12 protein-coding genes and 1 riboswitch are annotated in these 15,100 nt (G+C 30.1%); of the genes, 9 read left to right on the forward strand and 3 right to left on the reverse strand.

Going from position 1 to position 15,100, the window contains the following annotated elements:
* Window positions 1-5: 5 nt before the first annotated feature.
* Complete coding sequence (locus tag SOR60_RS01900) at window positions 6-917, reverse strand: TDT family transporter (RefSeq protein ID WP_320595075.1); 912 nt, start codon at window positions 915-917, stop codon at window positions 6-8.
* A 316-nt stretch (window positions 918-1,233) separates the two neighbouring features.
* Between SOR60_RS01900 and SOR60_RS01905 the strand changes: the two genes are divergently transcribed.
* Window positions 1,234-2,244, forward strand: coding sequence for a threonine aldolase family protein (locus SOR60_RS01905; RefSeq protein WP_320595076.1), 1,011 nt, complete (start codon window positions 1,234-1,236; stop codon window positions 2,242-2,244).
* Window positions 2,245-2,255: 11 nt separating this feature from the next.
* A complete protein-coding gene (locus SOR60_RS01910; protein WP_320595077.1) occupies window positions 2,256-3,137 on the forward strand; it encodes a radical SAM protein in 882 nt (293 codons plus the stop codon).
* Window positions 3,138-3,179: 42 nt separating this feature from the next.
* On the opposite strand, the gene SOR60_RS01915 is transcribed toward SOR60_RS01910, so the two are convergent.
* Complete coding sequence (locus tag SOR60_RS01915; RefSeq protein WP_154539647.1) at window positions 3,180-3,833, reverse strand: hypothetical protein; 654 nt, start codon at window positions 3,831-3,833, stop codon at window positions 3,180-3,182.
* 3 nt (window positions 3,834-3,836) lie between these two features.
* The gene (locus SOR60_RS01920) at window positions 3,837-6,629 is read right to left on the reverse strand and encodes an AAA family ATPase (protein ID WP_154539645.1); all 2,793 of its coding nucleotides are present in this window, start codon (window positions 6,627-6,629) and stop codon (window positions 3,837-3,839) included.
* 1,391 nt (window positions 6,630-8,020) lie between these two features.
* Between SOR60_RS01920 and gltX the strand changes: the two genes are divergently transcribed.
* From gltX to SOR60_RS01955, 7 genes are all read left to right on the forward strand, one after another.
* A complete protein-coding gene (gene gltX, locus SOR60_RS01925) occupies window positions 8,021-9,502 on the forward strand; it encodes a glutamate--tRNA ligase (RefSeq protein WP_320595078.1) in 1,482 nt (493 codons plus the stop codon).
* Window position 9,503: 1 nt separating this feature from the next.
* A complete protein-coding gene (cysS, locus tag SOR60_RS01930; RefSeq protein ID WP_320595079.1) occupies window positions 9,504-10,922 on the forward strand; it encodes a cysteine--tRNA ligase in 1,419 nt (472 codons plus the stop codon).
* Window positions 10,922-11,632, forward strand: coding sequence for a 23S rRNA (guanosine(2251)-2'-O)-methyltransferase RlmB (gene rlmB, locus SOR60_RS01935; protein WP_154539639.1), 711 nt, complete (start codon window positions 10,922-10,924; stop codon window positions 11,630-11,632). Before cysS ends, rlmB begins: the two co-directional genes overlap by 1 nt.
* On the forward strand, window positions 11,619-12,146 hold the full coding sequence (locus tag SOR60_RS01940; RefSeq protein ID WP_320595080.1) for an NYN domain-containing protein: 528 nt from the start codon (window positions 11,619-11,621) through the stop codon (window positions 12,144-12,146). Before rlmB ends, SOR60_RS01940 begins: the two co-directional genes overlap by 14 nt.
* A gap of 90 nt (window positions 12,147-12,236) precedes the next feature.
* Complete coding sequence (locus SOR60_RS01945; protein WP_320595081.1) at window positions 12,237-13,244, forward strand: sigma-70 family RNA polymerase sigma factor; 1,008 nt, start codon at window positions 12,237-12,239, stop codon at window positions 13,242-13,244.
* A 77-nt stretch (window positions 13,245-13,321) separates the two neighbouring features.
* Window positions 13,322-14,374, forward strand: coding sequence for a zinc-ribbon domain-containing protein (locus SOR60_RS01950; protein ID WP_320595082.1), 1,053 nt, complete (start codon window positions 13,322-13,324; stop codon window positions 14,372-14,374).
* 359 nt (window positions 14,375-14,733) lie between these two features.
* A riboswitch (FMN riboswitch) is annotated at window positions 14,734-14,849 on the forward strand.
* A 72-nt stretch (window positions 14,850-14,921) separates the two neighbouring features.
* The coding region (locus tag SOR60_RS01955) for an ECF transporter S component (protein WP_320595083.1) at window positions 14,922-15,100 on the forward strand (179 nt) is incomplete at its 3' end.

Genomic DNA, 15,100 nt, shown 5'->3' on the forward strand with positions numbered 1-15,100 from the left:
CTCCTCTAATTTTTGACTTTTACAAAATTTATTACAAATCTAATTAAAACATAAAGGCAAATTATGGTTGCAAAATAAAACTCGATTTTTGCTAAAACTAACAATAAGCCAGGGTTCATTCCAGCATTTTTTAAAAATCCACAAGCCATCTTAATCCCTATTGCAGTTATTACAAATGGAAAGGTAAAAGATGCGTAGGATGGGTAAAATGGAAGTCTTACATAGGATATAAACTTAGTCAAGCAAAAGATAAACAAGGCTTGAGATAAGATTAATAAAAAAATTACCATAGCCTTATTTGGCATATTTGAAGCTTGAATATATCCTGCAAGGCATAGGCTTGCTGGGGCTGATGAGATTATGAAAAGTGCTTTTGCAGGATTTGGAACCTCCTTATATTTTATGTATCGGTAATTTACAAGCCCTAAAAGAATAAGCATGGCTATAAAACCAAAGTAGAAAAAAGTAATTCCCAAATTCTTCTTCTCAAAGGCAGGTGATGTTAAACTTCCCACAACTATACCAACATATACTATGTAATATGATGCAAATACATTTTTATAATCAAGCCTTATTATAAAGTTAATGGTAAAATAAACAATCAAAATTATATGAAAAATTATTGCTAAATACCAAATTAAAATTGCTTTATTTCCAAAAATCGGCTTAATATATACTGAAAAAAGCATAAGGGCCATGGGAAAAGTTCCAATAACTGAGGCCATTATTGGATTTTTCATCTCTTCTGAAAAGGTTTTGCAATCTTTTAAAATCCTAATTATAAATAAAAGTCCTAAAATAAATCCTATAGTCCCACAAAGTATCCTAAAATCAGTGCTTGTATCCTGCCATAAATTTCCTAGAGCAAACATAGAAAGCATAAGACCAACTATAGGTAGGGGCAATCGTTTTGTCATAGTGATTCCTTTCTTAATATAATAAAATTTTTGTTTATTATATAACATATTACACTTTATAACAAGAAAAATTTATTACTGATAAATCTGTCCTATCTATTAGTCAAGATATTTTGCAATAGCGAATATAGTAAAATTACAAGATGCAAATTGTATGGGAGTTTTAGAATAAAGTTTGAGTTTTATTATTTTACTATATAAAGTTGATTATTTATGTTTCAATATTATATCCATAAATCTATGAAGTAAGCTTTCGTTGTAAAATCCCTCTAAAAATGTATGATTAAATTAGAAACATTTTCACTAAGGAGACTTTATGATTAATTTTAGAAATGACTATTCAGATATATGTTACTCAGAAATACTAGACTATATAAAAGAACACCTAGATGAGCTAAATCCTGGCTATGGAACAGATTCTCATACAAAAATTGCAGAAAATTTAATAAAGGAAAAATTAGGGGATAATGATGTTGATATCTATTTTATTCCAGGTGGGACAAGTGCTAATATACTTGGTGCAAGTCTTGGCATGAGACCAGAAGAGTCCATAATTTCAGCAAGGACTGGCCACATAGAAGACCAAGAGGCAGGAGCGATTGAAGCTTGTGGGATTAAGATTGAAACCATTAAGACAAAGGATGGAAAGCTTACAAAAGATAAACTTCAAGAAAAATACAAGACTTTTACTAATGAACATCATACTGTTGCTAGAAAAGTTTACATATCTAATACAACAGAAGTTGGAACACTCTATAAAAAAGGAGAACTTAGAGAGATATATGACTTTTGTAGAGAAAATGGCCTATATCTTTTTATGGATGGGGCAAGACTTGCTCATGCATTGGTAAGTAAAAAATCAGATATAAAATTTAAAGACCTTACAAAACTTTGTGATATATTTTACTTTGGTGGAACCAAAAATGGACTTATGTTTGGAGAGGCCTTAGTTATAGTTAATGATGACTTAAAGAGAAATTTTAGAAATTTACAAAAACAAAAGGGAGCTATGCTTGCAAAGGGCTTTGTGACAGGTCTTATGTTTGAAAGACTATTTATGGATGATTTATATATAAAGGGTGCAAAAAAAGCCTATATTTTGGCTGAAAAACTTAGCACTAGCCTTAAAGACAAGGGTTTTGACCTAGCCTATGAATTTTCATCAAATCAAGTTTTTGTAAAAGTAAGTGATAAAGATGTTGAAAAATGGGAAAAATTTGCCATTTTTGAAAGCTGTGGAAAAGATAATGATTATAATATAGTAAGACTTGTCACAAGCTATAAGACAAGCAAGGAAGATATCGAAAGATTTATAGAAAATATATAGAAAGGACTATTATGCATTACACAGGAGAAGTCTATAGACCACCACTTGAAGCCTACACACCACTATTGGAGGTAACTTATGGTTGTAGCCACAACAATTGTGCCTTTTGCACCATGTATCATAAGACAAAATTCGGCATATCGCCCATAGCTGATGTAGAAAATGATATTATAGAAATCTCACAAAGGTATCCAAGACCCATTGAAAGGATATATCTTTTAAATGGAGATCCTTTTGTACTTTCTACTGAGAAATTAATTGAAATATCAGATCTTATCCACAAATATATACCAGAGATAAAGACAATCACATCCTATGCCAGCTTTTATAATCTTAAAAATAAGAGCAAGGAAGATTTGAAAGTTTTAAGGGAGAAAGCTTATAACGAGCTTTGGTTTGGTGTAGAAACAGGTGATAGAGAGGTCTTATCCTGGCTTAATAAGGGATGTGACTTAGAAGAATACCATAAGGGTCTTGAAAAGATGAAATATGCAAAAATGAGCTATAATGCCATAGTTATGCAAGGGATAAAGGGTAGAGGAAAATCAAAGGAAAATGCAAAAGAGACTGCCAAGTTTTTAAATACCTACTCACCTATAGGAATCTTTATCATGTCAACAGATGTCCAATATGGTTCACTTCTTTTTAAGATGAGAGAAGAAGGCAAATTTCAAGAAACAACAAATAGGGAAAACTTAGAAGAGCAAATAGAGTTATTAAAAAATTTAAATGTTCCAGGAGATGTTTTATACTCATCGGGACATATAGTAAACCTTGTTAGGGTATCAAGTCATATGAGAAATAAAGAAAAGATGATTAAAAAATTAGAATATGCTTTGGAAAGTCTTCCAACAGAGGTATTAGATTCTAAAAATCAAGCTAGGGCAATATAAAAAAACCTATATATAAGTTTTTAGCTTATATATAGGATTTTTTTAGTTGTTATAATCTACGGCCTCATTGTATTTTCTTATTGTAGTTTTATGAGTAAATATAGAAACTAAGGCAATAAAAAAGTTAATAATATATTTAAAATACTCTACTACTACGCATAATATTATAAATATAAGTATAGGCTGATTTTTTCTATAAAAACCAGGTCTTAGTAGGCTGAAAGAATTATAGTCACCATCTACTGCATCTAGAAAAAATGTTGAGGCTGCTGCAGTAGCTACAGTACCCATTGGGCTGAAAAACCATTTGAATTTTCCACCCACATATTTCTTATAATCAGCATACCAAGAGTAGGTATAATTTGAAAATAAGCTATAAGCCAAGAATAGTAAACCAACTAATTTCGTTTGATTAAACATAGAAAATCCAAATATTAATGAGTATATCAGATAGGAATTTATATAAAACTTTAATCCGACTTTTGGTGTACCAAAATAAGTTGGGTTTTCATAAGGATCTTTGTAAATTTTATTTTCATAGATATAAGGATTTTCCTTGATTTTGTAATAACTTTCTTTAATATTAGAATATTCTTGTTTTGGAGGCTTAACATAATCATCTTTTTTACTTTTTGGTTTTACATACTCATCCTCTTTTTCTAGATTAGGAGGCTTTACATAAGTGTTATCATCCATTTTTTACTCCTTTATATTAAGTAAATCTTCATCTAAAATATTATCTATATCATCAGAATTAGTATTTGCAACTCTTTGACTCATAGTCTTTACAAGTCTTTCGTTGAAGTTTCTAACCCATCTACCGTTACTATTATCATTTGTTTTGTGATAATTATTAACTATTATATCCTTATATAAATCTTCGTTTATATTATAACCAAGACTATTTAGACTTAATAGCCCTATTTGACAAATCTCTTCATCGTCATAGTCTTCAAATACAAACCTATTTGGTATTCTTGAAGATAGACCTGAGTTCATCCCAAGGAATTCAGCCATTTCTTTGCTGTAACCTGCAAATATTATTACAATATTATCTCTATAGTCCTCCATAAATTTGAGGATTTCATCGATTGCTTCCCTTCCAAAGTCATTTCCAGTTCCTGATGAAAGGCTATAGGCCTCATCTATGAAAAGTACTCCACCTAGGGCGGATTTTAAAACTTCCCTTGTTTTTATGGCGGTTTGGCCAACGAAGCCAGCTACAAGGTCAGAACGAGAAACTTCTATGAATTTATTTTCAGTTATAATAGATTTTTGATATAGAAGACTACCTAATATTCTAGCAACAGTAGTTTTTCCAGTTCCAGGATTTCCTAAAAATAGGGAATGAAGGGACATGGATTGGACTCTTTGCCCTTGATCTTTTCTTCTTTTGTTAAGCTCTGCCATTGAAATAAATTCGTTGACCTGTTTTTTAACCTGATTTATACCGATTAGCTTATTTAATTTTTCATAAGCATCTTCATCTTTATCATCGTAATTTTTATATTTTTTAGAATCGAAAACTTCATCTATATCAGTATTTGTTATAGTAGTAAAATCATCAGAGCCTGTTTCTATTACCCTATCTGCAAATACTTTTAGGAGTTTTTCATTGAAATTTCTAATCCATCTTGCATTTGACTTATCAAGTGTTGACTCATAAGCAAAAGATACATTTTTCTTGTAATATTGTCTATCTTCTAGAACATATTGTTTACTAATTAGGATACTTTCTCCTATTTCAACAATCTCATCACTTGTATAGTCTTCAAAGATAAACCTATTTGAAACTCTTGACTTAAGACCTGGGTTTGTTTCAAGGAATTGTTCCATTTCCTTGGTATATCCTGCAAAGATTATCATTATTTCATCTCTGTGATCTTCCATGTATTTAAGAATGGTATTTATGGCCTCTTGTCCATGATTTACAGAAGAATCACCCTTATTTAAGGTGTAAGCCTCGTCTATAAATAAGACTCCACCTTTGGCCTTTTCAAGTATTTCATGGGTTTGTATTGCTGTTTTTCCAACAAAAGATGAAATTAAATCAGACTCTGAAGCTTCTATAAATATATATTTATCTTTATTATAAAGGGCACCATTTTCAAATAAAATTTTTCCTATAAGTCTTGCAACAGTAGTTTTTCCAGTTCCAGGATTTCCTAAAAATACTGAGTGTAGTGAGCTTTTTTCAACAGGAAGTCCTTGTTCCATCCTTTTTTTGTTGAATTCAACCATTCTTACCATCTTATTTATCTCATTTTTAACAGAGGAAAGACCTATAAGTTTATTGAGTTCACTAAATGCATCGACTTCATTGTTACTTTCTTCATTAGAATTTTCTAAACCATTGCTATCATTTTTACTATCTGGATTATCTAAGCTTAAAATCTTATAAGTAGAATCTTGCTTTGTTTCAAATTTTAAGCTATTTATTTTTTCTAAGTCAAACTCACCTTCATAGTTTATATTATTAATTTGCAAGTATGAATTACCATTAAGTCTAACATTAGGATTAAAAACCCTATAAAAATCTACTATTTTTGCTCTTAATGTAGAAAAATCATCCATATAGATATCTATTTTTTCATTGTTTTTTCCTAAAAGTAGCAAATTTTTATCACTTACAAGATAAGATTTTTTGATTATGAAAATTATTTCTTTTATTGTAGTATTTTCAATTAGCCCTCTACTTTCAGATAGATTTAATGATGAGATGGTGTCATTAGAAGATTCAATATATGAATTATCTGATAGGTAAATATTAGCAGTATATTTATTTTGTTCATATATAGAGTTGTTTGAATAGAGTTTCGAATTTTTAAGGTATAGAGAAGGCAAATCTTTTTCTACAAAACCTCCTTTTACACTAGAGTTTTTTATAGATAAGGTTGAGTTTTGGCAATTAATTGTATTTGTATAATGTTTGCTTATAGAGGTATTTTCTATATTAACTGTTGAATTATTCACTGTTAGATTTGAGTTAATATTTGAATTTTTAATCTCTACTCTTGAGTTTTTAAAGAAAAACACAGAATAATTGTCTTCTATATCAAAAGTCGTAACTGAGTCCATAAAAAGCTTAGAATTAACATCTAAGTAAATATCTGGATACTTACCCTCGTTAGAATTAATCTTTATATTTTCTGATCTTTTTAATACTACATTATTTAAACTTACAACAGATGAGTCTTTTATATTTAATATATTTTTTGTATTATTTATGCACTCAATCCAAAGGGATTTAAGCAATACATTAGACTTATTTTTTATTGTAAAATCACCATATATATTATTAGTGTAATAATCAGTATTATTTTTATTTTCTAGATGACCTTCAATAGTAATGTTTTTATTTAATATGAAACCATTCGGGAGATAAAGTTCGAAATTTTTTTCTAACTCTATAATATCATTGTCATTACAACTATTATAGGCGTCAGTAAAATTCCATGTATCAATCGAATCTCCTACCAAATACCTAGCCATATTACCTCCTTAAAATTTTTAATATAATTATATCACAAGTGAATATTAATTATTATCTGATTTTATTTAAAAAAAATGATTTACTTTAAATGTTTTTTTAAAAATATATTACCATTTAGAATTTATAATGTTAAAATTTCTATTGATTTTTCCTGCTCTAACTATGTTTAAAACTAGGTTTTCCATAATTAGTAGTTTTGAAGGCTTTTGAAACTTAATTATTTGCTATTGATTAATCTTTTGCTTCGTAACATTTTTATTATTGCTACTTGCTTATATTAAGCTGTTTTTATACACTTAGCATATTTTTTACTGTAAGATTCGTTATTTCTTACAATCTTAATAAAATCATTGATTATCTATTAGATAATAGTCGAATGGATATAAGTTTCACTTTTGTTTTTTATTTTACTTGTAACTTTATTGATTTTTTTAGATAAATCTATTAATTTATCAATACAAGCTTACCTTACTTTAATTCTAAGTATAATTTTATTAGGATATATAGATATGATAAAATTTGTAATAAAGCAAGCCACATGAAATGCTACAAGATTTATAAATGGATAAGAAATCCTAATAAGAAGTTATAAACAAAACTTCTGCTAAAATCTTGTACAAAATAATAAATATGACAAGCAAAAAAACTATACTTATATTATAGAATGTTTTATTATTTTTTTCTATACCAAATCCAAATAAGACTACTGATATAAGAGCTTGGACTAGACTAGACTTATCTTAGCCGAGTAGAGCTTTAATTAGGCTTGCTATTGAAAACTATCCTAAGCTATATTGTGTTTTGCGAGATTTTTTGTATTAGAGTTATCAGATTTTTCCTATAAAATCTCTAAGTTTAAAATTCACTAAGTCTTTGTCTATATTCAATAAACATTCTATAACTTCATATAATTTATCTAGAAGTTCTTGTCCATCAAGATTTTATCAGTGATAAGTCTTGAAATCTTAATGATTTATCTTTTACTAAATTTTCACAACTTTTTAGAGAAAAATTTATATTTTTGGAATTTTATGACTACAATTTTTAAAATACCTAATAGCCATTAATTGAAATTATAAAATACTCATAATATAATTAAATCATTATAAACACTATAGAACAAATAAAATAATAGATTAGTGAAAATATAATTAAGCTAGCAAGAAGAAGTATATAATTCATAATTAATCTTGAAATGATTTGTTTTGTGTGTTAAAATATGGGTAATAATAAGGTAGGGAGTGGAAAATCACTCCCTACTTTACGTTAAAATTAAGCTATAAAAATTGTTAATAACTTAATTATAGATAAGACTATTAAGTAAATTTGTTAAATGTTTATAAAAATGTCAATATATTATATAATAAAAGCAAGAATTTAAGGAGGAATTATGACAGAAACAAGAGTTAGATTTGCACCATCACCAACAGGATACCTCCACATCGGTGGACTTAGGACAGCACTTTTTAACTACCTTTATGCAAGACATACTGGTGGAAAGATGCTTTTAAGGATTGAGGATACAGATAGGACAAGATTTGTTGAAGGAGCCTTGGAAAATCTTCTAAAGACTTTAAAATGGTCAGGTATAGAAATTGACGAAGGTGTAAAACTTGATAAAAATGGAGAAGTTACTGAAGTGGGAGGGGCTGGACCTTATATCCAATCAGATAGGGTAAAAGCTGGAATTTATGATAAATATATAAATCAACTTATAGAAGAAGGTAAGGCATATTACTGCTTCTGCTCAAAGGAAAGACTAGATAATTTAAGAGAAAGACAAAAAGCTGATGGACTTACTCCAAAATATGATGGACTTTGTAGATCTTTAAGCCTTGATGAGGCAAAAGAAAGAATTGCAAATGGAGAAAAATACACAGTAAGACTAAAACTTCCAAAAAATACAGATATTTCATTTGAAGATAGGATTAAGGGGAAAATTAGTTTTAATACATCTGATATGGATGACCAAGTACTTATAAAAGAGGATGGATATCCAACTTATCACTTTGCAGTTATAGTTGATGACCATGAAATGGGAATTACTCATGTAGTAAGAGGGGATGAGTGGATTTCATCAACACCAAAACACGTTTATCTTTATGAAGCTTTTGGGTGGAAGGCTCCAGAATTTATCCACCTACCAACAGTATTAAATAAAGATCACAAAAAATATTCTAAGAGAAATGGAGATGGAATGGTTGAAGATTTCATCGAAAGAGGATATTTACCTCAAGGTTTAATAAACTATCTTGCTCTTTTGGGATGGTCACCAGATAGCGAAGAAGAGATTTTTACTATGGAAGAATTGGCTGAACAATTTAGCTTTGATAGGGTAAATAAGACAGGGGCTGTATTTGATGTAAGAAAGCTTGATTGGATAAATGGTCATTATGTGAGAGAGATGAGCGTTGAAGATTTAGCAAAGGCAATTAAGCCTTATTGCATAAAAGCAGGTTTCTTTGGTGAAGACTATCCAGATGAATTGCTTAATCTACTTGCAGCAACTTGGCAATCAGCTATAGATAAGTTTTCAGATATAGTAGATCAAGCTTATTTTTACTATGTAGATGATAGCGAAATGAAATGGACAGATGAGGCGGTTGAAGCTATAAGAACTGATGAAGCTAAGATGATTTTTGATAGCTTTATTAATAAACTAAATGAAGTTGATGAAGTTGATATGGAATTTGCTAAATCTGTAATGAAATCTATCCAAAAAGAGACTGGCATAAAAGGAAAGAACTTATGGTTTCCAGTAAGAGCATCTCTTACAGGCAATGTACATGGGCCAGATCTTGGAAATGCCTTTGTTATTATGGGCAAGTCTAAGATAATTGATAGATTAAACTACGTTAAGGGAAGATTTTGATATGAAAATATATAATACATTCACAAGAAAAAAGGAAGACTTTAAAACAATAGATGAAAATAAGGTAAAAATGTATGTATGTGGTCCAACTGTATATGATTATATGCACATAGGAAATGCTCGTCCTTTAGTAGTGTTTGATACCATGAGAAGATATTTAGGATATTTAGGATATGATGTAAAATATGTTGTAAACTTCACAGATGTCGATGATAAGATTATAAACAAGGCCATTAAGGAAAATATTACAACAAAGGAAGTTTCAGACAAGTTTATAAAAGCCTACATGGAAGATTCCAAAGATTTGAATATAGATGAGGAAAATACTATACACCCTAAAGCTACAGAAACGATGGATGATATAATTAACTTTGTTAAAGAATTAATAGATAAGGATGCGGCATATGTTTCTGATGGAGATGTTTATTTTGATATTTCAAAGGCCAAAAACTATGGTCATCTTTCCGGAAAAAATATAGAAGATTTAAGAGAAGGAGCATCAAACAGGCTTGATGATAAGGATAAGGCCAAAAAAAGAAATCCTATGGACTTTACCTTATGGAAAGCTACAAAAAAGCAAGGTGAAATTTCATGGGATTCACCATGGGGTTCAGGTAGACCAGGTTGGCATATAGAATGTTCAGCTATGACCAAAAAATACTTGGGAGAAACAATAGATATTCATGCTGGTGGAGAAGATTTACAATTTCCTCACCATGAAAATGAGATAGCCCAATCAGAAACAAGATCTGGCAAGAAGTTTGCAAACTACTGGATGCACAATGGAATGATTCAAGTAGATGGTACTAAAATGAGTAAATCTTTGGGTAATTTCTTTACCCTTCATGATATAAAGAAAGAATATGATCTCATGGTTGTAAGATTTTGGCTACTATCAGCAGGATATAGACTTCCTATAAACTTTACAAGACAGATAATTGAACAAGCCCAAAACTCCCTAAATAGGTTAAATAATGCCAAATTTAGGTTAGATGACTTGCTTAAAATTACAAGTGGAAATCTCACAGATGATGAGAAAAAATCACTTAAAGAGCTAGATTTATTTGAAAAAGAGTTTAAAAGGGTTATGGATGATGACTTAAACACTCCTGATGCTATAACAGTTTTGTTTGATATTGCTAAGTTTGCTAATACAAAAGTTGACTCAAGTTCATCTAAGGAATTTGTAGAAAAAACAAGAAATTTATATCTTAAACTTGAAGATGTTCTTGGAATTGAAAACAGGAAAAAATCCACTGATTTAGTTGATGAAGATGATATAAATAAACTGATAGACGAAAGAAATGAAGCTAAGAGAGAGAAAAATTACCAAAAAGCTGACGAAATACGTGATAAGCTAAGTCAAATGGGCATAATTTTAAAAGATACCAAAGAAGGTACTAAGTGGGAGCTTAAATAATGGCTAAGATTTTTGGTAGAAAGCCTGTAATTGAAACTATAGACACTGGTGAAAAAATTTTAAAAGCTCATATTTTAAAAAGCAATAGTAATAATAAGTTTATAGAAAAAATAATAAATAAACTTAATGAAAGAAATGTAAAAATAGTCTATGAAAATAAGGACTATTTTTCAAAAATTGATGGCAATCACCAAGGAGTAGAAATTGAAGTAGAAGATTTCAAATATAAGGACTTGGATGAGTTAAAGGATAAAAAAAGACTTATGATATTAGATCAAATAGAAGATCCTCATAACCTTGGTGCCATTATAAGAAGTGCAGAAGCTTTTGGTTTCGATGGAATAATCATAGGTGAAAGACGCTCTGCCAAGGTAAATTCAACAGTCTATAAAACAAGTGCAGGAGCCATTAACAACATCGATATAGCACAGGTTATTAATATTAATAGGGCCATAAAAGAACTAAAGGAAGAAAATTTCTGGATTTATGGCTTAGCTGGAGAGGCAGAATCTGATATTACACAAACAGACCTTACAGGAAAGATTGGACTTGTTGTAGGAAACGAGGGCAAGGGACTATCAAGACTTGTAAGAGAAAATTGCGATGGACTTATTAAAATACCAATGCTTGGCAAAATAAATTCATTAAATGCGTCGGTAGCAAGTGCTATTGCAATATATGAGACCATAAGGCAAAATGGCTTTAACTAAAAAGAACCTAACCTATATAGATGGCTATAATATAATAAATTCTTGGCCCGAATTAAAGTCTATCCAGTCCCAATCACTTGAACTTGCTCGAGAAAAGTTAATTGATATGATGGCAGAGTACGCCTGTCTTTCAAATGAAATTGTAGAGCTGGTATTTGATGCCTACAACTCAGATGGAGATAGGGAAAATATAAGTGAGAAATTGGGTATTAAAATAGTATATACCAAGAAGTTTCAAACGGCTGATACCTATATAGAAAAGATGACCAACCTCTATGCCAGACGTCACAATGTAAAGGTGGTTACAGATGATGGTCAAGTTCAATCTCTTGCTTTTGAAAGAGGGGCAAGTAGGATAACAGCCCTTGAGCTTAGAAATGAGCTTATGAATATGAAACATAAGATAAAAAGAAGCAAAAGAAAAGACTTCTCTACAAACTTCAAGGACTTTCCTATATCAGATGAGCTTAAAGACTTGTTAGATGATATAGGGGACAGGTTGAAAAATGAATAATGGTGATGGTGGAAAAATTCAATTTATAAAAATTCAAATCATTTTTATAAGAACTTGACTGCTAAGGCAGATCAAATTTATGGTGGTTATATGGATAAAATAAATTTTAAAGATGAGGAAGTCTTAGACAAATTCAAAGACTTCTTCGATGAAGAAGAAATTGATCAAAAAGAAGCTTTAAAGATTTATAAAAAGCTTACAGATGAAGAAAAGGAAGAGTTTGATCAATATCTAGAAGATGAAGACTTAGATAATGAATTTGAAGATGATGATAAAAAAAAGGAGAAGACAAACCTCTTAGTTGCCAAACGAAGAAGTGATATTCTCAAATTATCAGACTTAACAAATGAGCAAATAGTGGAACAATTCCAAAAGGGCAACCAAAACGCTCTAGGAGCCTTGGTAGATAAAAATCAAGGACTTGTAAGAAGCAGGGCATCCTACTTTTATCGTTCCCATGGAAATGACCTAGAACTAGAAGATTTAGTTCAATCGGGTATGCTTGGAATGATAAGGGCTGCGGAGAAATTCGACTTAAGCTTAGGATATAAGTTTACAACCTACGCTTATAAGTGGATAGATAAGGCTATAAGAAAGGCAATAAACAAGGAAGGTCACACTATAAGAATCCCTGCTGGGAAGTACTTAAAACTAAACAAACTTAAACAAATCTTGAAGGCAAATCCAGAAGCAAGCGAGGAAGAGTTATATAAGATTTTAAAACAAGAAGGAATAGACAAAAAACAAGCAGATGATCTTTTCCTTATAAATAGAAATCAAGTAAATTCTACAAGTCTTAATATAAATCTTGATAGTGAGGACTCGACTGGAGATGAGCTTATGGATATGGTTGGAGATGAGTCCATTCCAGTAGATGATCAAATCCTCAAAAAAGATATGGAGGAATTTCTAATGAAGGCCCTAGACCAACTATCTGATAGGGAAAAGCAAATTATAGTCTACAGGTACGGTCTAGACAATGAAAAGCCAAAAACCCTAGAAGAGATAGGGACAATCTACAACCTTTCAAGAGAAAGAATCAGACAAATAGAAAATCAAGCTCTTGGAAAATTAAAGCAATATAGTGATCAAGAGTAGGTGAGATAAAACGTGCAATCAGCACGTTTTTTATATAGAAATTAAAAGATATATAATAATTATTATAGGAGGTGCATATGTATTGCCAAAATTGTGGTCATCCCAATGAAGATGGGGCTAAGTTTTGTAATAATTGTGGAAGTAAGCTAAATTATGACTCTAATGCAAATAATAATAGAAATAAAGACCAAGAAACAACCCAAAAGCTTAGGCCAGTAAGAGAAGATTTTAGAGAAAATATTAACAATAATGATTCTAGGAATACTCATAGAAATTATAAAAATGAAAAGGTAAAGCTTGCTGATAATTACAATAATTATCTAGGGATAAAGAAAGTTATAATAACCGTCTTGATTATAATTTTTATTATAGTACTTATAGTAGGAGCTATAAGATTTGCTTTAATTGACAACAAAGAAACAAATGATACTGTGGGAGGCGAAATATCTTCAAATAAAGTTAGTTCTTCTTTGAAAAATGAGTCCAACGATTTTGCTAAAGTTTTATCTGATGCTAAATCTCTAATAAAAAATGGGGAATTTGAAATGGCGGTTACTAAGCTAAAGACCATACCAAAATCAACCAGTTCAGATTATAAAAAGGCAGAAGACTTATTAAAAGATGCAGAAGAAAGGGCGGTTGACCAATTAGTAGATATCTTTAATAGTGGAGATTATGAAAAAGCAGAAAGTCTTTCTAGTAAATATATAGAACTATTTCCTAAATCTCAAGATATAGCTGTAGTAAATGATAGGGCAAAGGAAGAACTTGGAAAAGATGATAAGGAAAATAATAAGAAAAAAAGCATAAAAGAAAGAAAACAAGAGCTTTCTAAAGACTATGATATAGACAATATCATAAGCAATGACCTATGGGATAAGAATGGTAATCCTTACTATGTAGAATTTTATAAAGCAGAGGACTTTATGGGAAAGGACCTTACTGTAGATATTAGTGTAGGTCAACTTAGGACATCTCCTAGTATCAAATCTGAAAAAAAGGGAGAAGTAAGAAGGGGAGAAGTAGTTCATCCAACAAAAGTAGAAAGTGATGGAGAAAGATACTGGCTTTATATAGGAAAGGGATGGATATCATCCAAGCTTGTTACAGGAGAATTTCATAAGGAATAAGTAATGTACTAGTAGCATAAAGCAAGATGATTTATTAGTGTCAACTAGAAAAATTAAATAATAAGAAATAATATCCCTATATAGTTGGCACTAATAAGTTGAATTAAATAAGAAAGAAATATTATAAAGATTGAAAGTTTGAATATTTTAAATAAACTTATTTTTATCATTTTTGGAAATGAAATGACAATTGCATCTTACTTTTTATCTAAATTTTTATAAGTGCTTAATTACTATTTTTCTAAAAATAAGGACTTATTCATCTTCATAATTTTCAAATTATCTAAATTTTATCTTAAAAGTTTTTTTATATTTAGTTTGATTAATTTTGTTAATTTTTTAATTTTATGTTATTATAAAAGTATCTTCAGGGTGAGGTTAAATTCCTAAACCGGCAGTTATAGTCTGCGAGTCTTTTGACCGATTGGGTGTAATTCCCAAACCGACAGTATAGTCTGGATGAAAGAAGATGTCCATTTTTGTATGGACTTTTCCTTATGCCCTGATTTATGGGCATTTTTTAATGCCTAAAATTAAGGAGGATATTATGAGTCGTGACCAAAGAAAGTTAAGAAATTTAGTTAAGGTAGGAATTTTGTCTGCTATGAGTTTTATACTTATGTTTATTCAATTTCCAATTCCTATAGCACCGCCTTTTATGAAAGTTGATTTGGCTGATGTTCCAGCTCTTATAGGTGGTTTTTCAATGGGTCCTGTTTATGGAGT

This window comes from Anaerococcus porci, from assembly GCF_034090325.1.
GTDB classification, from domain to species: Bacteria; Bacillota; Clostridia; order Tissierellales; family Peptoniphilaceae; genus Anaerococcus; species Anaerococcus porci.

Excerpts from the sequence above, each read along its gene's own strand:
- SOR60_RS01900 (WP_320595075.1), bottom strand. The coding sequence starts at position 917 with ATGACAAAACGATTGCCCCTACCTATAGTTGGTCTTATGCTTTCTATG.
- SOR60_RS01905 (WP_320595076.1), top strand. The coding sequence starts at position 1,234 with ATGATTAATTTTAGAAATGACTATTCAGATATATGTTACTCAGAAATA.
- SOR60_RS01910 (WP_320595077.1), top strand. The coding sequence starts at position 2,256 with ATGCATTACACAGGAGAAGTCTATAGACCACCACTTGAAGCCTACACA.
- SOR60_RS01915 (WP_154539647.1), bottom strand. The coding sequence starts at position 3,833 with ATGGATGATAACACTTATGTAAAGCCTCCTAATCTAGAAAAAGAGGAT.
- SOR60_RS01920 (WP_154539645.1), bottom strand. The coding sequence starts at position 6,629 with ATGGCTAGGTATTTGGTAGGAGATTCGATTGATACATGGAATTTTACT.
- gltX (WP_320595078.1), top strand. The coding sequence starts at position 8,021 with ATGACAGAAACAAGAGTTAGATTTGCACCATCACCAACAGGATACCTC.
- cysS (WP_320595079.1), top strand. The coding sequence starts at position 9,504 with ATGAAAATATATAATACATTCACAAGAAAAAAGGAAGACTTTAAAACA.
- rlmB (WP_154539639.1), top strand. The coding sequence starts at position 10,922 with ATGGCTAAGATTTTTGGTAGAAAGCCTGTAATTGAAACTATAGACACT.
- SOR60_RS01940 (WP_320595080.1), top strand. The coding sequence starts at position 11,619 with ATGGCTTTAACTAAAAAGAACCTAACCTATATAGATGGCTATAATATA.
- SOR60_RS01945 (WP_320595081.1), top strand. The coding sequence starts at position 12,237 with ATGGATAAAATAAATTTTAAAGATGAGGAAGTCTTAGACAAATTCAAA.
- SOR60_RS01950 (WP_320595082.1), top strand. The coding sequence starts at position 13,322 with ATGTATTGCCAAAATTGTGGTCATCCCAATGAAGATGGGGCTAAGTTT.